Below are 17,604 nucleotides of genomic sequence, written 5' to 3' on the forward strand. Positions count from 1 at the left end.
CCACGGTGTTTTTCAAGATAGTTGTCATACGAAGTCATGCCGCCCGGGTTGATGTTGCCGTGCGTTGGCATCAGTTGTTTGCTTTTTCCACAAGCCAATCCAATCGTCCCTTGACCGACAAGGAGGTAAATGCATGGAAAAGAACATAGGTACTTCAATCAATAAGATTTCTAGTGTCACGTACCAAGAAAAAACGTCAGAGTACTGGCGGTTCACCCCAGTTCCGCCCAATGAGTCCGTGATTTCGCTTTTCGCGGAAGACGATAGGCCATATTAAAAACAACATAATAGGGCAGAACACGAAGGGGCAAATTCTGATGCCGAAATCTGCTGAGCATGTTTCTGATACTAAAGAATTCCTGGTTGAATTTGTCGTATTCCTTTTCCAATTGATCGGCTGTCATGCGCTCGGGCTGGACGATCACACTATAGCCTGTGTAGCACTTATAATCACGATTCAATAACCGTCCCTCATTTGTAATTTGCCTGTGAAAGGCCGTGCCCGGGTATGGAATGACAAGATTGGGCGCAAGGGAAGTAATATCGCTGGTATTGAAAAACTCCAGAGTCTGCGTAAAAACTTCAGGACCATCGCCGTTAAGCCCAAAGATCAGGCCGCCACCGACCAATATCCCATGCCGGGTTAAAGTCGATATTTGTTCCTTGTATTTTTCTGTATGGTTAAAGGACTTATCGACGGATTTCAGACTTGCCGAATTGATGCTTTCCAACCCAACGAAGACGCCCTTGCAGCCGGCCTCCGCAGCCAGGCGCACCAGTTCTTCGTCTTCGGCGGACCTCAACTCCATCTGCATCCATAATTTTTTCTTCAAGGGGACTAAGGCGGCGAACAGTTCCTTTGCATACTTGCGGTCAGCGCAGAGGTTATCATCCATAAAGAAAATATGACGGCTGTCAGCACGCGCCACATCGGCTGCCACCTCGTCAATGGGACGTTTACGATAGGTCGGGTGAATATATCGATTGAAGCAGTAGGAGCAACAATTGGGACATCCTCGGGTGGCTTCCACCGGGTAGATCGGTAGATAAAGTCCGTGCAGTAAGTCAAGACGAGGCGGTGCTAAATTGCGCAGATCCGGCGGCTCCGCATTACGATAAACTCTTTTCAACGAACCAAGTTCTGCGTCTTTCAGTAAACTTTCCCATGCTCCGCCCTCGGCCTCGCCGATAAGGACAGCATCGAAATGTTCGAGAACCTCTTCGGGAACAGCGGTGGCGTGGGTTCCTCCCGCCACGGTTAATAGGCCGGTCTTCTTAGCCTTTTTGACAATCTCGTAAGCCATTGGAGCGTTATTGGTCGAGAAGGTGATTCCCACCAAGTCAAACATACCTGAAGGGATCTCGATCTTCTCCACCCGACCATCGATGATCCGCACGTTGTGCTTGCCCGGAGTCGCTCCGGCCACTCGCGGCAGGGTGAGGGTTCTGAATTTGGTGAACGGCAAGGCGCGGGGTTGCGCATCAATCAGCAAAATATTCAGAGAACGCCCGCCGAGCTTCGGCCCGGGACGGCTGGAAACCTTTTCTACGTTGAGCAAATAGCCATTGTTTATAACGCGATATGAAGGAAAACGGGACGTTTCGTTCGGGAGCCACTCCTTGCGCCTGCCCACGCAAAACAGCACCATCGGCGCCAGGTAGTCGCGCCACGAACAATAGATATCCGTTAAACACACCACCCAGGACTCGGGATATCGCGGGGGCCTCAGGGTTAAAGGCCACATGTGTTTCTTGATGATGTCTTCCTCCTTGGCGGAGAGGGGGGTAATCTGGCGTGCGTTTTGTAGGGCAATGAGAGGGTGTCTGATGCCGTGCCATCGTGGGCCTTCCCGGAGCCAGTCGTAATAAAAAAGATCATGTAAAAGAGCGCCTTTGACTACGGCCTCGGAGTCCAATGATAAACACTGGGATATCCGAAATGCCTTCCAGGAAACGTCCAGGACGTGGTCAAGGCGGGATTTACCTAAATGGTGGTTAAAATCCTTTAACTTGATAACGCCCGGATGTTCAAGCAGCGGCCGCGCAATCTGAATAAATCTCCATCGAGCTGTATCCTGATCCGCCAGCCCGCTGCGTTCACTCATCCTCCTGCGCATAACCACGATAAAATCTATAAGCATTGCCAGCCCTATCGAGCCAAGAACAACGTCAATAAGGAAATCGAATCGTTCATAAACATGTAATGCCCAGGGAATAAGCAAATCGAGAGCAATATCAAGCCCGGTCGCCAGCAACATCCAATAAATCGAAAAGCGAAGACAAGCGTGCCCTCGGATGTTGAACCGGTTGTCTCTATAATCCCAAAGACGTACATGAAGAATCTTTTCTATGGCTGCTCCCGTGATTAATTCGAGAACCGACAAAGAAATGAGATAAAAAAGGGAGCGGATGGGCAGGCTGTATGTATCAAGGATAACATGACCCCCTAAAACGAAGAGGGCTCCGAAGCCGTAAATTGGCAGGTAGAAGCCCTTCAGCAAACCAGGGTTGATCATTCGACGGTTTTTCACCGAACGGAAAACCGCTTCCAGCATCCACCCCACAATAGAAAAAACAACGAAATAATTTAAATAAAACACTTAGTGATCCTTTCTGCCGCATCCCACAAATGACCAAAATGGTCGTGTGGTCATTTGCAGGTAAAAAAAATTACTCCCTTGCGTTACGGAGCTCAAGGCCATGAAAAAGAATTTGAAGGAGATCGTCTATCTCAGCGATTGCTCCCTCTAACTCCATTTCCAGAGTCCATCCAAATTCAAGCCCGTTAATTGCCGCCGCGATTGCTTTTGCTGTAGCAGGGATATTTATTGCCTGGAGAGCTGAGTTGTTCACCCCCTCTTCCAGAATCTCCTTAATGAGGTTCAACTCCTGTTTGGCGATCTCGGCCCGCTCTTTCTCTATAAAAGGTAGTAGATCCTCCGCCCGCTGGCGGTTGATCTCGTATAAGAAGCTCAAATTTTTATAATATTTGATCTTGGCAATGATCATCTCCCTTACCTTTAATTGTGCAGTCTTCTGGTCCCGCATCGCCTCACGCATTTTGACAATCATGATCTTGCCCTCTCGCTGCAAAATAGTTCGGTAAATTTCCTCCTTGCTTCGGAAATAATTGTAGATCGTGCCTTTTGCTACCCGCGCCTTTTTGGCGATGTCATCCACCGCAGTCTTCTTAAAACCAAAGCGGGCAAACAATTCTTTCGATGCAGCGAGTATGCTCTCACGGAAGGTATTCCGCTTTTTTGTCCCCATAGCTCAAATCCTTTAGGAAATGACCACAAATCGAATCTAGTTCATTAGGCCAAAATTGTCAAAGCTTCCTTGTAACTTTTGTCGCAATCCCCGATGGCCACTTCAAAACCCCACCTGTGGCCGTCAGTCCGATAAGAATCAGATATGAAGTGTCAATTTCCTCCACAGGTTGCGCTGGCGGTGCCAGTGGGCGACGGCGGTGATGGGGCGGACATCCTTCTTACGGATTGGATCACGCCCTTTGACCGTCCGGGGCAGGAAGGGAATCGCTTCAGCGAAGGTTTTGGTTAGAGTACCTGAGCCGCTGGGAGGCGAGCGGGCTCACTCAGATCGAGATCCACCAAGACTTCGATCCTTGCGTGCTGAATCGGCTCATCCGGGTGTTGATGCAGCTATGATGGCTTCGCCCATAACCCCACGCGTGTTCCTCGCTCCGGGAAGGACCGACATGCGCAAGGCCATCAATGGCTTGTCGGTGTTGGTGGAGGGACATCTGGAGTTGGACCCGTTTTCCGGGCATTGGTTCGTTTTCTGCAACCGAGCCCGCACCATAATCAAGATTCTGTACTGGGGGGCAACGGATTTTGTCTTTGGCAGAAGCGTTTGGAGAAGGAGCGCTTTCACTCAAGATCCAGGTCATTCGCCACATCCGCATCAAGTATGCGTGCAAAAGCTGCGAGGGAATAGAAAGCGGAGAGCCGGTGGAGCATGGCCACATTACGCCCGACAACAATGCCGCGGAAAATGCCATTCGCACCTTCGTCGTCGGCAGGAAGAACCGGCTCTTCACGGGTCACCCCAATGGGGCTCACGCCGGCGCCACCTTATCCACTCTGATCGAAACGGCCAAGGCTTGCGGGCTTGAACCCTACGCCTACCTGCGCTTCCTGTTTACAAAGATCCCTCATGCCCAAACCGATGAGCAATACGCGGCCCTGCTCCCCCAGAAACTTGCCCCCGAGCAGCTGGCGCTCGCCGATCCTTACGTGTAGTTCGCCAAACGCTTACCTTTAAACCCGCTTCTAGTTTTCGGCTGTGCCCGTTGATTCTGGATTCTTGGGAGTCAGAGCAGCCTTACAACCCTGTGAAGAAAGCTGTTATCCTCGATCGCCGGCAGGTTTTTCCTTATAAATCCTATTAGTTGAAAGAGAGGCTTCTGTACGGAGGGGATGTTCGCTCCGAGGATTCTTGCGGTAAGAGCGCTTGCGGAGAGGGCGCTTAAGCCGCCGACTGCAGCCTTGTCCTGAAACAGGTCTCTCATGCCTTCCAAGAAGGATTTCGACAGGCCGGGACCTCCGTGTACCAGACAGAGGAGCGCTGAGACGGTGTATGATTCCATCCTGCCAAGGGCCGAGTAATCTTCGTCCTGGGGCCGAAGCAGAAATCTATCGAAAACGATCGGCTTCCCTCCGTAAATGACCATGGTTGAACTGTCGTATTCCTCGAAGGCAAGGTTTTCTCCACGGCTGATCCGCCCTGTCGAGAACCAATCGAGAGAAAGGCACGTCGATCCTTCTTCCATGTGTATTGTCGTCCTTTGCCTGAACCGGGAGCCTGCAAAGGGGATCACGTATGAGGGGATATACTCGAGTATCGCCCCGTCGGCGATATGTATATGAGTTGTCTGCTCGGCACGGTTCGGGCCGGTTTTAAGGATTTTTGTGGCGGAAGGCGCGGTGATGAATGCATGGGCATGAGGCTGGAGTAATATATCGATCTCCACCCGGTCCCCGGCCAGATAGCCCGGCGTGGGGTTAACGACGTAGGTGTAGGCACAGCCGCCGTCATCCGAGTAGAAGGGCGGAAAGGCGCAAAAGGGCATTCGGGAGAACGATTCGGCAAGAACCGTCTTTTTCCCTTCCTTTTTGAAAACCAGGCGGAGGTTGGGGGTGTCGTGCGGGATGTCAGGTACGGGTGAGAAAAAGGACATCTTCTTTTATCCACCTGACGACCGCTTCCAAGCCTTCGCCGCTTTTAAGGTTTGTAAAGACTGAAGGCCTTTTTCCCCTCATCTTTTCCGCATCCCTTTCCATGACAGCCAAATCGGCGCCCACCAGGGGCGCAAGGTCTGTTTTGTTTATTACGAGGAGGCTTGATTTCGTGACTCCCGGACCTCCTTTCCGGGGGATCTTGTCACCGCCCGATACATCGATGACGTAGATCCAACAGTCCACAAGCTCAGGGCTGAAACTTGCGGCCAGATTGTCGCCTCCGCTTTCGACAAAGAGTATATCCAGATCAGGGAAGGTCTCGACGAGAGAACGTATGGCCTCCTGGTTAAGAGAAGGATCCTCCCTTATGGCCGTGTGCGGACAGCCTCCGGTCTCGACGCCCACTATCCGCTCTTTTGGCAGCACGGCCGCCCGTATGAGGAATTCGGCGTCTTCCTTGGTATAGATGTCGTTTGTGACGACCGCGATGGAGAATTGGGGCGTCAGGACCCGGCACAGTTTTTCAATGAGCGCCGTTTTACCGGACCCCACCGGGCCGCCGACCCCAATCTTTACGGGTTTTTTCATTCTCGACCCCTATGATTTGAATAGCCGCACAGGCAAGTGTTCGTGTTGCATCGACCGTATCTCAACGGCCGGAGCAAAGCCGGCGATGTCCTCTTCCCCGAGATGCTCCGCTTCCTTCGCGATACGGGCGATGAGGGGCTTCAGGTGATTTATCGCAAGCTGTCCGTCACTGGGGCCCAAAGGTATCAATCTTACCCCTGCGCTGACGAGCGAGCTGACCGTGGAATACAGGTAGGTAAGCAACGTGGTCTCTGTCTTTATTCCCGTTGCGCCGCAAACGGCGCCGAATATTACCGGATGATGTCCGTCGAGGTTGCGGGCTTCCAGGTTGCGTAGAAGCGATTGAAGAACGGAAGAAGGGTAAAGACCGGCCATTGCCTGCAGAAATTGTCTTCCCATCTGCATGCTCGCCGCACGCAGCTCGGCCGGCAGCTTCATGGCGTGAAGGAGATGGTCGAGCCTGCCTATCTCGTCCGGATCGGGCCTGCATGACGCCGTATGGGAAAGCTTGACGAAGAGGAGATCGCAGCGGGCCACGAGACCGACGAGGTACGACTCGATGAAGGCGGTGAGACTTACCCTGTCAGCGACCCGGCCGTCGAACACATACGTCTCGAGGCCGGAGGAATAGGCAAACGCACCGGACGGGAAGAACGAATCGCCGATCTGGAGCGCAGTGAGAAACGCTTCATGCTCATCCATGGTGATGCACCATCCTTACGGGCTCGAATTTGCCTTTTCTACGTTCGTATGGAACACCCGATTTCGAAAGCCACTCTTCGATAAGGCGATCATACGGTGTCGCCAGAGAGCCGTGGCTGATCGAAACGGGAAGGTGCCTGTTGCCCATTTCATATCCCAGGGCCGCCGCCGAAGTCGGATCACGGAGGGGCACCACAAGTAGGTCCTCCTCTTTTGCCTCTATGGAAATGTAAAAGTCAGGCTCCACGTACACTACCTCGCCGTCACCGAGGACGGTCCCCGTGGGCAGAGCGATCGCGCATTCTCTTCCCTTCAGCGTCCGTACGCGCTGCCTGGTTCGTCTTCTGTCTTCCCAGCCCATCACAATGACATCGTGTTCGGCCTGTGCGGGAATCGCCCGGTTCTTGTCGATCTCTTCTATGATAATCATGGCTAAAACAGGAAATACCTCTGGGTGAGCGGCAGCTCCAGGGCGTGCCCGCACGTCAGGATCTGCCCGTCCGCTTTGACGACGTACGTTTCTGGATCCACCTCTATTGCGGGCAGACAGTCGTTGTTTATCATGTCTTTCTTGCCGATCGCCCGGCAGTTGCTCACGAATGCCGCCTCTTTGGTCAACCCCAGGCGACGGTGGACACCGGCCTCGATGGCGGCCTTTGAAAGAAAGGTCAGGCATGTTGTGGCGGGCGCACGACCGAACGCGCCGAACATGGGTCGCATCATGAGCGGCTGAGGGGTGGGGATGGAGGCATTGGCGTCGCCCATCTGAGCATATGCGATAAAGCCGCCCTTTATGATCATCGCCGGTTTTACGCCGAAGAAGGCCGGTTCCCAAAGAACGATATCGGCAAGCTTTCCCTTCTCGAGCGAGCCGACGTACCGGGATATCCCGTGGGTGACGGCAGGATTAATCGTGTACTTGGCCACGTACCTTTTGGCCCGGAGGTTATCATTGTCCGTCTCGTCACCCGGAAGTTTGCCCCTCTGCAGCTTCATTTTGTGCGCGGTCTGCCAGGTCCTGATAATCACTTCTCCGACCCGCCCCATGGCCTGCGAGTCGGAGGACATCATACTGAATGCCCCCATATCGTGAAGGATGTCCTCGGCCGCTATGGTTTCCGCCCGGATGCGTGAGTCGGCAAAGGCCACATCCTCCGGAATGCGGGGATCGAGGTGATGGCACACCATGAGCATGTCCAGGTGCTCGTCCATGGTATTGACCGTGAAAGGCATGGTGGGGTTGGTCGATGAGGGAAGGACATTCGCCTCCCCGCACGCCCTGATGATATCGGGCGCATGCCCGCCGCCTGCCCCTTCCGTATGGTACGTGTGAATGGTCCTTCCCTTGAATGCTGAAAGGGTCTCTTCCACGAAGCCTGCCTCGTTCAGGGTATCCGTGTGGATTGCAACCTGGACGTCATACTCCTCCGCAACGGAAAGGGCCGTATCGATAGCCGCCGGGGTAGAACCCCAGTCCTCATGCAGCTTGAGCCCGATGGCCCCTGCCTCGATCTGTTCGCGTAAGGGGTCGGCAGTGGAACAGTTGCCCTTACCGAGAAAGCCGAAATTCAGGGGAAAGGCCTCGACGGATTCGAGCATGCGATGGATGTTCCATTCGCCGGGGCTGCACGTGGTCGCATTTGTTCCGGTCGCCGGCCCCGTGCCCCCTCCGATTATGGTCGTAATCCCCGATTCGATGGCGGTTTCGATCTGCTGGGGGGAGATGAAGTGAATGTGCGTATCGATCCCTCCGGGGGTCGCAATAAGTCCTTCCCCGGCAATGACCTCGGTGGATGCACCGACGACCATCCCGGCGGTCACGCCATCCATGAGATCCGGGTTGCCTGCCTTGCCTATGCCCCATATCTTTCCGTCCCTGATGCCTATATCCGCCTTGACGATACCCCAGTGGTCCAGTATGGTCGCATTGGTGATGACCACATCGAGAACTCCTTCCTTTCGGGTGGCGGTGGGCGATTGCCCCATGCCGTCGCGGATCACCTTGCCTCCGCCGAATTTCACCTCGTCGCCGTAGGCGGTAAGATCCTGTTCGATCTCTATGAAAAGCTCGGTATCGGCGAGACGAACCCTGTCCCCTGTGGTCGGGCCGAACATATCCGCATATTGTTTCCTGCCGATTCGTATTCCCACCTCATGCACCTCCGAAGCCTTTTTGTCGGGCCGCCTGCAAGGCACGGTCTTTTACCGATTCGTCGTCCAGAGGCCCGTTGGTGAGCCCGTTAAGGCCGTAAACCGTTTTGGCCCCGCCGAATTCGACAAGAGAGACCTCTTTCTGCTGCCCCGGTTCGAACCTGACCGCCGTCCCCGCGGGAATGTCGAGCCTCATGGAAAAGGCCTGACTGCGGTCGAAGACGAGTTCTTTGTTCACCTCGAAGAAATGGAAATGTGAGCCCACCTGCACGGGGCGGTCGCCGGTGTTGCCAACCATGAGTTTTGCAGTTCGTCTTCCCCGGTTGAGCTCGATCTCACCGTCTTTGATGATGTATTCTCCCGGTATCATGGACCTCCTCGCCACTGTTGGAGTTTTATGTCACCGTATGGGGTCGTGAATTGTGACGAGCTTTGTGCCGTCCGGAAAAGTGCCCTCTATCTGGATTTCCCTGATCATTTCCGGCACACCTTCCATCACGTCGTCTTTCGTTAGTATTGTCGCACCGTAGGACATCAGGTCAGCGACCTTTCTGCCGTCCCGTATGCCTTCGAGAACTGCCGCAGTGATCACCGCGATCGCCTCGGGATGGTTCAGCTTCAAGCCCCTGGCCATCCGGTCTCTTGCGAGCATCGCAGCCGTATAAATGAGAAGTTTCTCTTTTTCCCTCTCGGAGAATCTCATGTGCGCTCTCCTCTGGTCACTACAGGGTCGCTTCCCCCTGTTCCCCGGTTCGTATGCGAATCGCTTCTTCGACATCTATGACGAAGATCTTTCCATCTCCTATGTGACCGGTTTTTCCCGCATCGGTAACGATGCCCGTAATTGTCTTCACGTCCCCGTCTTTTGCCGCTATGAGAAGACAGGATTTCGGCAGCTTTTCATAGTGCATGTCGCCGATGGTAATGCCTTTCTGCCTGCCTCTGCCTCTCACGCTGAATTCCGTCAGCGAGGGGAAGCCTGCTTCCTTAAGTCGGTCTTCAACACCCTTCAATCTGTCCGGTCTCAGGATGGCAACGATCATTTTCATTGTCAGATCCCCTTTTTCAAATAGCCATGTGGTTCTTTATATCGTCCCTGCTGAGCTCCCCGACATTGCCGTGAAAGGCAATCGATCCTTTTTCCATGACGTAGCAGAAATCGGCAAGCCTCAGCGCAAACTCCATGTATTGTTCCACAAGGAGAATGGATAGCTTCCCCTGCTCTTTGATGAATTGTATGGTGTTCTCTATCTCGAAGACAATCGACGGCTGTATGCCCTCGGTCGGCTCGTCGAGAAGGAGCAGTTTCGGTTCCGTTATCAGGATGCGCGCTATGGCAAGCTGCTGCTGCTGGCCGCCGCTCAGGTCGCCGCCTTTCCTGTTCTGTATATCTCTGAGCCCCGGAAACAGCGCAAAAATCCCTTCCGGCACCGCAGCCTTCTTCCCCCGCGCTTCCAGCCCGACCACAAGGTTCTCTTCAACGGTTAGGAACGGGAATATTTCCCGGCCCTGGGGAACGTAGCCGATCCCTTCGAGCGCCCTTGCCTCCGGTCTCAAATGGGTGATGTCGCGGCCGTTATAGGTAATGGCGCCTTTCAGAGGACGGATCAGGCCCATCACTGTCTTGAGCAGCGTCGTCTTTCCGACGCCGTTGCGGCCCATCACAGCGACAACGGAACCCCTGGGGATCTCGATATCGACGTCCCTCAGGATCACCGTTTCTCCGTAGGCGCTTGTGATATTCTTAATGGAAAGCATTTTCCGCCTCCCCGCCTCTTCCCAGGTACACGTCGATCACGGTCGGGTCGTTGCTGACCTCTTCGAAAGTCCCCTCGCAAAGGACTCTTCCTTCGTGCAGTACGGTGACCGTCTTTGCGAACCTCTTTACGAAATTCATATCGTGTTCCACCACGAGCACCGATCGTTCTTCTGCGATTTCCATCAGGATTTCCCCGGTCCTGTTCCTTTCCCGCCCGGTCATGCCGGCTACCGGCTCATCGACAAGGAGGAGTTTCGGCTCCTGCATGATTGTCATGGCGATCTCGAGCCATTGCTTCTCACCGTGAGACAAGTATCCGGCCTTCTGGTCGGCCTTTTCATCAAGATCAACGTTCCGGAGCACTGCATGAATCCGGTCCCGCGCCGCACTGTCGGGTTTGCGAAAACAGGAAGAGACCAGGCCGCGCCCGCTCTTCAGTGAAAGCTCCATGTTTTCCAAAACGGTAAGATTTTCGAAGATCGACGGCGTCTGGAATTTTCTGCTCACCCCGCATCGCGCAATGCGGTATTCGCTCAGTTTCCCGATATCGATATTATCCCCGAACAATACCTCGCCCTCGGTCGGCTTCACCTTCCCGCAGATAACGTCCAGCAGCGTTGTCTTCCCCGCACCGTTCGGCCCGATAAGAAAGCGGAGCTCTCCGGTGTCCATGTAAAAGTTCACTTTATTAAGGGCCTTGAAGCCGCTGAAATCGACCGAAACACGGTTTGCCTGCACTATTGCCATGGTCATCCCCTCGCCACCGGCGCCGGAGCCTTCTTACGCAGTGCGGCCCTGCCGTGTCCGCTCCTGAACCTGTCCAGGAGGCCGATTATGCCCTGCGGGAACAGGAGCACGACGGCGACAAACAAGGCGCCCTGGAAATAGAGCCAACTGTCGGGAAACGTCTCGCTCAGGTACGTTTTTGCAAAATTCACCGCGAGTGTGCCGAGAACAGCGCCGGCAAGGTTCCCCCGGCCTCCTACCGCAACCCATATCGCCATTTCGACTGAAGGGAGGATCCCCATCATGGACGGCGAGATGATGCCGACCTGCGGCACGTAAAGGGCGCCTGCGAGACCGGCAAGACAGGCGGACAGGGAAAAGACGGCGACTTTGAAAAGGGTCGTGTTGTATCCGAGGAACCTGAGGCGGTTCTCACCATCCCTGATAGCGATGAAGATCCTGCCCATCTGCGTGGATACGAGCCATTTTGCAAAGAGGAAGACAAGCATCAGGATTATCGCGGTGACTATATAAAGACCGCGCATGGTCGACGGTTCGGACAACGAATAGCCGAAGACGTCCTGAAAATTGGTGATCCCGTTGGTTCCGCCCGTATAGGGCTGCTGCCCGATGAACAGGATGGAAAATACAAGGGCCAGGGCCTGGGTCAGGATAGCGAAATAGGGTCCCTTGATCCGCGCCGTGAAGGTGGGGATTCCGATGATGACGGCAAGGACGACAGGCGCCAGGACAGCCATGGGGAGGGCAAACCAGGCGTGCGAAAAGGGTTTCCAGAACCAGGGAAGCTCTGTTAATCCGCTCCACATCATGAAATCGGGCAGGCTCTCCGACTGGAGTTTCAGGTACATGCCCATGGCATAGGCGCCGAGACTGAAGAACACACCGTGCCCGAGGCTCAGTATGCCCGTATAGCCCCAGATGAGGTCTATCCCGATTGCAACGATGGCGAAGGAGAGGAATTTTCCAAGAAGGTTCAGGCGGAAATCGGAAAGCACAAGAGGCAGGACGAGAAGGACCGCGCAGAAGATGAGGAAGGAAAAGGCGTTTTTACCACCGGACAGAAAGTGAAGAATTGTCTTCGTCATCATGCCGACCTCAATCCAAAGCCCTTGTTTTTATCGCAAAGAGTCCCGAAGGCCTCCACTGGAGGAAGATGATTACCAGGGTAAAGACGATCACCTTTCCCATACTCGACGTAGTCACATATTCAAAAAGCGGATTCGTGAGGCCTATCATCAGCGCCCCCGCAATGGTGCCGGACAGACTGCCCACACCCCCGAGCACGACCACCATGAATGCGTCGACAATATAGTTCTGGCCCGTGGAGGGACCGATTGATCCGAGCAGGCTCACCGCGCAACCCGCGACCCCTGCGATGCCCGATCCGATGGCAAAGGTAAGAGAGTCAACCTTTCTTATCTTGATGCCCATACAGGCGCTCATATCCCTGTTTTGCATGACTGCCCGCATTCTCCTTCCGCTCGAAGAACGGTTGACATAAAAATACATGCCCGCTACGGCAAAAACGGCCAGGGACAGGATGAATATCCTGTTGTAGGGAAGCTGAAAGCCGTCGAGGGGCTGAATGCCGCCTTGCAGCCAGTGCGGCGCCGTGACCTCCACGTTGTTGGCCCCGAAAATACTGCGCGCTCCCTGCTGGAGGATCAAGCTCAGGCCCCAGGTGGCGAGAATGCTTTCATACGGTCTTCCATAAAGGAAACGAATGAGGAGCTTTTCGACGATCAGGCCGAGAAGATAGGCAACGGCGAATGCAATGGGCAGGGCCAAAAGGAAGCTGATGCCTGTCTGATCCCCGTGAGACAGTCTTTGCATCACATAGGCGGTGTATGCCCCGACCATCAGGTATTCGCCGTGGGCGAAATTGATCACCCCCATGATCCCGAAGGTGATGGAGAGACCCAAGGCGACAAGCAAAAGGATCGCGCTCAGGCTTAATCCGTTAAAGAGTTGGGAGAGAAAAACTTCCATATACGCCTCTTAGGCTGCAAGGGGGCGGGGAGGAGAGGAACCCACCCCCTTGCGGTGCGTTACTCGTCCACTATCTTGCCCGGGGCAAGGACTTTCTTCTTTGATACGAGAGCGGGAAAGGGGTCGGGTTCCACGACCTTGCCCGAGGTCCAGACGATATCGAACTGGCCGTCGCTTCTCACCTTCCCGATCTGTACAAGCTTCGACGTATGGTTGTTGATCTTGCTTACGGTCACCAGTCCTTCCGGTGCTTTGTAGGAGATGCCCTTCACCGCTTCCCTGACTTTCGCAACATCGGTGGTCCCTGCCTTCTTGACTGCTTCCGCCCACAGGTACACGCCGAAGTAACCCGCTTCGATAGGGTCGTCGGTTACCCGGTTTGCACCGTATCTTGCCTTGTAGTTCTTCACGAACGTCTCATTTTCCGGTGTCTTCATGCTCATAAAGTAGTTCCAGGCGGCATAGTGGCCGACCAGGTTGTCGGCTCCGATTGCCCTGATCTCGTCTTCTGCGATGCTCACCGACATGGTGGGAATATCTTCGGCGGAAATGCCTGCCGCCCGAAGCTGCTTGAAAAAGGCCACGTTGCTGTCGCCGTTCAAGGTATTGAAAACGACGTCCGGCTTTGCCGCCTTTATCTTGTTTATGACCGTGCTGTATTCGGTGTGGCCGAGGGGCGTATATTCCTCGCCTACAAGTGTTCCGCCTTCCGCTTTCAGCTGCGCCTTAATGATGAGATTTGCGGTCCTGGGGAATACGTAGTCCGAACCGAGAAGGAACATCTTCTTCTTGTTCTGTTTGAGGAGCCATGTCACCGCCGGCATGATCTGCTGATTAGGGGCTGCCCCTGTATAGACTATGTTCTTCGACGCCTCCAGTCCTTCATACTGGACGGGGTAGAACAACAGGTGGTCTGCCTTTTCAAAGACCGGCAGCACCGCCTTGCGGCTTGCCGAGGTCCAGCACCCGAAAACCACATCCACCTTATCCTTCCATATCAGTTTTTTGGCCTTCTCCGCGAAGGTCGGCCAATCCGAAGCTCCGTCCTCGATGATCGGCACGATCCGTCTGCCCAGGAGCCCGCCTTCTGCGTTGATCTCCTCTATTGCCATCAATGTTGCGTCTTTCACCGCGACCTCGCTGATCGACATGGTGCCGCTGAGAGAATGCAGCACCCCGACTTTTATCGGTTCCGCCGAAAAGGCGATGTTCCCCATTCCAAGTGACAGGACAAACATGACGGTCAGTATTACCCCTGCCATCCTTCCCACTATGCGACTATTCACCATTTTAAAGACCTCCTTGATCAGATTGATTTCCCGCCTTCTCCGGGGAAATGAGGTTAAAATATTCGTAGGGTTCTAAAGTGGAGACCGTAAGCAAAAAGGTTAACGAATGTCAAAAAATCCCCCTCTCCCTTGATGGGAGAGGGTTGGGGTGAGGGTGAGAAAATCAATGTATGTCAATCAGTTACATTCCCCTCCCCTTAATCCCCTCCCACAAGGGGAGGGGAAATAGAATTTGGCATCAAATATTAGGTCTATTATTTTCTACGCTACCAAAATATTTTGTTGAACTTGTTGGTAGTAAAGGAGACGTCTCCCGAACGAGCGCCGTGGACAGCGGCAGCCACGCCGTGTCTGCGGCGTTCACCGCAGGAGGCATTTCCTCGGCAAGGGCTGTGGCTGCGCTCATCACCAGCCCGGCTGACGTCCAACCCTGGACCCGGTTGCCCAGCCAACCCCCCCGGGATGATGGTTTTCCGCATTTTCTTATCAAAGAAAAGACCTCATCGGTTCATTGGAACCTCCCACTTGATCACAAAGAATTGGAGCATGACGGTGCATCCCGTGTTTTGGTGAACGCTCAGATGGCCTCGGGACCCGTTTCTCTCAAGAGGCGTGCCAGGGGCGGGGGCAACCGGAGTCTTTCTATGTAACCAAGCGGATTAATAAGGTGAGTTATGGTATCGGGAAGAGGGGAAGCGCGATGAGAACCCTACAGACTCAAGAATATTGAAACGATTTTGTACTTACCCAAGAGCCGGGAGCCCTGTCGTTACAATTTGGTGCCGGAACAGTTGGTTTTGACAGCCTAAAATGGACCAGGAATAGAGGCGAGTGATAACCGAAAAGGACCATCTCCGGCGGTTGTCTTCCTGGTAAGGAGTTGTCTTCGTGGGACGGGCAAGCGTATAAAGACAGGCGCGGCGGCGTTTGCGGGACGCGCAGCGTCCCGCAAACGCATTGCTCACGGGGCGCTGTTTTTTGCGCTCCCGTGCAGTAAGTTGTTCGCGATAATTTTCTTGTCAAAAGCACTTTTGATACCGTCTAATTCTTTTAGGAAATCTTTCGACTCCTTAAGCTTCTTGCAGCGTAATTTTTCATACATTTTGCTAAATAATTCTATAGTTCTTTCATTTAGTGCCAGATCTTTTTCTACTTTTTCGTGATAATATATTTCATGATTAAGTTGCGTCACAACAATGCTCGCCTCTGGAATCTGGCGGTATGATTCCGAATAGTATTGAGAACCCAAGAACAGTTCTATTGTTCTTTTAATTTCCTTGAGTTCTGAGATATAAATTTCCTTTGTAGTTTTGTCCTTTTTTATATTGCCATTATCTACGCAATTCACAGTTGCATTATAAAACCTTATGCATGCTGAAATTAGTAGCGATTTGTTTTTCTTTATTTCTGAATTGAAAGAATATTTAGCCGTGTGATAGGCAACTACTATGGATGCAATAACGCCAAGTCCCGATATCATTTCGCTATACATAATATTCTGCCTCATATTTTACGATTTCGACATCCGCCACGGCTACTGTCCTCTATGCCGCGAACTTGTTGTTTTACCCAATCTCGGTTTATCCGGGACGGCTCCTAGTCAATCCGTGTACTGACCGCTACCATACTAACCGGCACCCCCTGGTCAAGGGGAGATCGAATGAAAAATCACTTGGCCAGCATCAGGTTGCCAATAACCATAGCACGACTGTTTTGATGTTATGGAGATTGTGTATAAGAGAAATATCGAAACTGAAAAATATGACGTGAGATCTCAATAATCTCCTGAACAGCGGCGGCAACTCGGGGTAACGTAGCCTGGATTAATGTGAGGAGGCCAGGCTGCAATGGAGATAGTCCCCGAAGTTATCATTATTGCTCACTTCACGAGAGGGACCCTGATTCAGCGCGCCATCCGCTCTTCGCCCTGTAGGCTGGTTAACTGCGTTTGACATTTACAGTTTCCAAATTTCTGATGTACGGTCAGTATTTATTGGGTCCCTACATATACAGGTCGGAACATCTCTTCGCCCATTTGGAGGGCGCTTTCAATAGTCCTGAGCATCCTGTGCTGGTCTTGGGGCATTTTGCCGTGGACATCCACATAATTGGTGTAGTGATCACTGACCACCTGAGAGGTGACGTCCAGATTCCGAATGATCTCCGCTGATTCGCGGAGGGCTTCGTGAGGACTGAGCACCTGGAATCGGCCGCTTCGGATCTGGTGGAGGAGAAGCGTATTGATCTTGGGGAGAAATGTCCGGATACGGATAAAATCGGGATTGATGGCATTCAGGGCCTTCGCCGTGAGCAGGGCGTGCTCCCGACTCCTCTCCCTTCCGCCGATGCCGATCATGACATACTCGCTCAGCTCGATTCCCGCCGCCATCACCCATTGCCCCGCCTCGATCTGCTCTTGGGCCGTAGTCCCTTTCTTGATCCGTCGAAGAACGACATCATCTCCGCTTTCAAGGCCCACATGGATGCGGGTCAAACCAGCCTGTTTGAGTTTGATCAGATCAGACAATCCTTTGCGATGAATGTATTGCGAGGAGCCGTATACGGTGATGCGTTCAAGATGCGGGAAAAGCGCGTGAGCATGGATGCAGATGGCGGCCAGATCTTCCGTGGGCATGGCAATGGTGTTGCCTGCCGGGAAGAAGATACTCCTGATCCCACCGCCATAATCGCGTCGAGCCTCCTCGAGATCAGCCTTAATATCAGACACCGGACGCACTTTATATGGCGGACCCTTCTTGTAGACCATGCAGAAGGTGCACTTGTTGTGCGGACAACCTACGGTAGCTTGGATCAGCAGGCTGTCTGCCTCGCTTGGAGGGCGGTATATCGGGCCTTCATAGTGCATGCTCTCTCTGTTGCTCTTCTTTCTCTCTGCGGATTGGCCAAATGCCACATTGGCGCCGAGACATCCGAGGCTTCGCTTTTTTCAGGGCATGGCCTTGGCCGCCCGCTGCAATTGAGATGACGTGTTAATAATTCGCTCTTTTGAGAAAAGAATATAGCGCAAACGGGCTTGGGGCGTCAATGGACCGCAGGATATCTGGATATTCGATATAGCGGTTGGGGCGCCGAGGCGGAATCGGAGCGCAAGCGAACCGCGATGTTACGGGTCAGAATAATATTTTAGTGACAGACACCGCCCCTACATTCAACTCAA

General features: G+C 53.4%; 17 protein-coding genes and 2 pseudogenes. 2 read left to right on the top strand and 17 right to left on the bottom strand.

Annotation, left to right across the window (positions count from 1 at the left end; all coding sequences use genetic code 11):
* Positions 1-212: 212 nt before the first annotated feature.
* Both FDQ92_RS07215 and FDQ92_RS07220 read right to left on the bottom strand, forming a co-directional pair.
* A complete protein-coding gene (locus tag FDQ92_RS07215) occupies positions 213-2,600 on the bottom strand; it encodes a B12-binding domain-containing radical SAM protein (RefSeq protein WP_137423951.1) in 2,388 nt (795 codons plus the stop codon).
* A 70-nt stretch (positions 2,601-2,670) separates the two neighbouring features.
* On the bottom strand, positions 2,671-3,270 hold the full coding sequence (locus FDQ92_RS07220) for a TetR/AcrR family transcriptional regulator (protein WP_137423952.1): 600 nt from the start codon (positions 3,268-3,270) through the stop codon (positions 2,671-2,673).
* A 448-nt stretch (positions 3,271-3,718) separates the two neighbouring features.
* On the opposite strand from FDQ92_RS07220, the pseudogene tnpB reads away from it, so the two are divergent.
* Both tnpB and FDQ92_RS15675 read left to right on the top strand, forming a co-directional pair.
* A pseudogene (tnpB, locus tag FDQ92_RS16480) lies at positions 3,719-3,805 on the top strand (IS66 family insertion sequence element accessory protein TnpB); the annotation flags it as partial.
* A 166-nt stretch (positions 3,806-3,971) separates the two neighbouring features.
* Positions 3,972-4,262: pseudogene (locus FDQ92_RS15675) on the top strand (transposase domain-containing protein); the annotation flags it as partial.
* Between the two features lie 71 nt (positions 4,263-4,333).
* Here the strand turns inward: FDQ92_RS15675 and FDQ92_RS07235 are convergent.
* From FDQ92_RS07235 to FDQ92_RS07300, 15 genes are all read right to left on the bottom strand, one after another.
* On the bottom strand, positions 4,334-5,200 hold the full coding sequence (locus FDQ92_RS07235; RefSeq protein WP_137423954.1) for an urease accessory protein UreD: 867 nt from the start codon (positions 5,198-5,200) through the stop codon (positions 4,334-4,336).
* On the bottom strand, positions 5,175-5,789 hold the full coding sequence (gene ureG / locus FDQ92_RS07240; RefSeq protein ID WP_137423955.1) for an urease accessory protein UreG: 615 nt from the start codon (positions 5,787-5,789) through the stop codon (positions 5,175-5,177). The genes FDQ92_RS07235 and ureG overlap by 26 nt, the downstream gene beginning before the upstream one ends.
* A 9-nt stretch (positions 5,790-5,798) precedes the next feature.
* A complete protein-coding gene (locus FDQ92_RS07245) occupies positions 5,799-6,491 on the bottom strand; it encodes an urease accessory protein UreF (RefSeq protein WP_137423956.1) in 693 nt (230 codons plus the stop codon).
* Complete coding sequence (locus FDQ92_RS07250) at positions 6,484-6,921, bottom strand: urease accessory protein UreE (RefSeq protein WP_137423957.1); 438 nt, start codon at positions 6,919-6,921, stop codon at positions 6,484-6,486. The genes FDQ92_RS07245 and FDQ92_RS07250 overlap by 8 nt, the downstream gene beginning before the upstream one ends.
* A 2-nt stretch (positions 6,922-6,923) precedes the next feature.
* On the bottom strand, positions 6,924-8,606 hold the full coding sequence (gene ureC / locus FDQ92_RS07255; protein ID WP_211341424.1) for an urease subunit alpha: 1,683 nt from the start codon (positions 8,604-8,606) through the stop codon (positions 6,924-6,926).
* A 37-nt stretch (positions 8,607-8,643) separates the two neighbouring features.
* Entirely contained in the window at positions 8,644-9,012 is a 369-nt protein-coding gene (locus tag FDQ92_RS15680) for an urease subunit beta (protein WP_170180238.1), read from the bottom strand.
* Positions 9,013-9,042: 30 nt separating this feature from the next.
* Complete coding sequence (locus tag FDQ92_RS15685; protein WP_170180239.1) at positions 9,043-9,345, bottom strand: urease subunit gamma; 303 nt, start codon at positions 9,343-9,345, stop codon at positions 9,043-9,045.
* Between the two features lie 19 nt (positions 9,346-9,364).
* On the bottom strand, positions 9,365-9,691 hold the full coding sequence (locus FDQ92_RS07265; protein ID WP_137423959.1) for a P-II family nitrogen regulator: 327 nt from the start codon (positions 9,689-9,691) through the stop codon (positions 9,365-9,367).
* A gap of 16 nt (positions 9,692-9,707) precedes the next feature.
* Positions 9,708-10,400 carry an urea ABC transporter ATP-binding subunit UrtE gene (gene urtE, locus FDQ92_RS07270; protein WP_137423960.1) on the bottom strand — a complete coding sequence of 231 codons (693 nt, stop codon included), beginning with the start codon at positions 10,398-10,400 and terminating at the stop codon, positions 9,708-9,710.
* Complete coding sequence (gene urtD / locus FDQ92_RS07275) at positions 10,387-11,148, bottom strand: urea ABC transporter ATP-binding protein UrtD (RefSeq protein WP_246041872.1); 762 nt, start codon at positions 11,146-11,148, stop codon at positions 10,387-10,389. The genes urtE and urtD overlap by 14 nt, the downstream gene beginning before the upstream one ends.
* Before the next feature lie 2 nt (positions 11,149-11,150).
* Positions 11,151-12,233: an urea ABC transporter permease subunit UrtC gene (gene urtC / locus FDQ92_RS07280; protein ID WP_425457271.1), complete on the bottom strand. Its 1,083-nt coding sequence runs from the start codon at positions 12,231-12,233 to the stop codon at positions 11,151-11,153.
* Positions 12,234-12,243: 10 nt separating this feature from the next.
* Positions 12,244-13,137, bottom strand: a complete 894-nt coding sequence (gene urtB / locus FDQ92_RS07285; RefSeq protein ID WP_137423963.1) for an urea ABC transporter permease subunit UrtB — start codon at positions 13,135-13,137, stop codon at positions 12,244-12,246.
* 59 nt (positions 13,138-13,196) lie between these two features.
* On the bottom strand, positions 13,197-14,375 hold the full coding sequence (urtA, locus tag FDQ92_RS07290; RefSeq protein WP_342780368.1) for an urea ABC transporter substrate-binding protein: 1,179 nt from the start codon (positions 14,373-14,375) through the stop codon (positions 13,197-13,199).
* A gap of 1,012 nt (positions 14,376-15,387) precedes the next feature.
* Positions 15,388-15,918 (bottom strand): hypothetical protein, encoded by a 531-nt coding sequence (locus FDQ92_RS07295; protein WP_137423965.1) that lies wholly within the window; start codon positions 15,916-15,918, stop codon positions 15,388-15,390.
* A gap of 498 nt (positions 15,919-16,416) precedes the next feature.
* Positions 16,417-17,292: a radical SAM protein gene (locus FDQ92_RS07300; RefSeq protein ID WP_137425750.1), complete on the bottom strand. Its 876-nt coding sequence runs from the start codon at positions 17,290-17,292 to the stop codon at positions 16,417-16,419.
* Positions 17,293-17,604 lie beyond the last annotated feature (312 nt).

Source organism: Desulfoglaeba alkanexedens ALDC, assembly GCF_005377625.1.
GTDB classification, from domain to species: domain Bacteria; phylum Desulfobacterota; class Syntrophobacteria; order Syntrophobacterales; family DSM-9756; genus Desulfoglaeba; species Desulfoglaeba alkanexedens.

Coding starts and splice junctions, on each gene's coding strand:
- urtC (WP_425457271.1), bottom strand. CDS start 12,233: ATGACGAAGACAATTCTTCACTTTCTGTCCGGTGGTAAAAACGCCTTT.
- urtE (WP_137423960.1), bottom strand. CDS start 10,400: ATGCTTTCCATTAAGAATATCACAAGCGCCTACGGAGAAACGGTGATC.
- urtB (WP_137423963.1), bottom strand. CDS start 13,137: ATGGAAGTTTTTCTCTCCCAACTCTTTAACGGATTAAGCCTGAGCGCG.
- FDQ92_RS15680 (WP_170180238.1), bottom strand. CDS start 9,012: ATGATACCGGGAGAATACATCATCAAAGACGGTGAGATCGAGCTCAAC.
- FDQ92_RS07265 (WP_137423959.1), bottom strand. CDS start 9,691: ATGAAAATGATCGTTGCCATCCTGAGACCGGACAGATTGAAGGGTGTT.
- FDQ92_RS07235 (WP_137423954.1), bottom strand. CDS start 5,200: ATGTCCTTTTTCTCACCCGTACCTGACATCCCGCACGACACCCCCAAC.
- urtA (WP_342780368.1), bottom strand. CDS start 14,375: ATGTTTGTCCTGTCACTTGGAATGGGGAACATCGCCTTTTCGGCGGAA.
- urtD (WP_246041872.1), bottom strand. CDS start 11,148: ATGGCAATAGTGCAGGCAAACCGTGTTTCGGTCGATTTCAGCGGCTTC.
- FDQ92_RS07250 (WP_137423957.1), bottom strand. CDS start 6,921: ATGATTATCATAGAAGAGATCGACAAGAACCGGGCGATTCCCGCACAG.
- ureG (WP_137423955.1), bottom strand. CDS start 5,789: ATGAAAAAACCCGTAAAGATTGGGGTCGGCGGCCCGGTGGGGTCCGGT.
- FDQ92_RS07295 (WP_137423965.1), bottom strand. CDS start 15,918: ATGTATAGCGAAATGATATCGGGACTTGGCGTTATTGCATCCATAGTA.
- FDQ92_RS07220 (WP_137423952.1), bottom strand. CDS start 3,270: ATGGGGACAAAAAAGCGGAATACCTTCCGTGAGAGCATACTCGCTGCA.
- ureC (WP_211341424.1), bottom strand. CDS start 8,606: ATGTTCGGCCCGACCACAGGGGACAGGGTTCGTCTCGCCGATACCGAG.
- FDQ92_RS07245 (WP_137423956.1), bottom strand. CDS start 6,491: ATGGATGAGCATGAAGCGTTTCTCACTGCGCTCCAGATCGGCGATTCG.
- FDQ92_RS07300 (WP_137425750.1), bottom strand. CDS start 17,292: ATGCACTATGAAGGCCCGATATACCGCCCTCCAAGCGAGGCAGACAGC.
- FDQ92_RS15685 (WP_170180239.1), bottom strand. CDS start 9,345: ATGAGATTCTCCGAGAGGGAAAAAGAGAAACTTCTCATTTATACGGCT.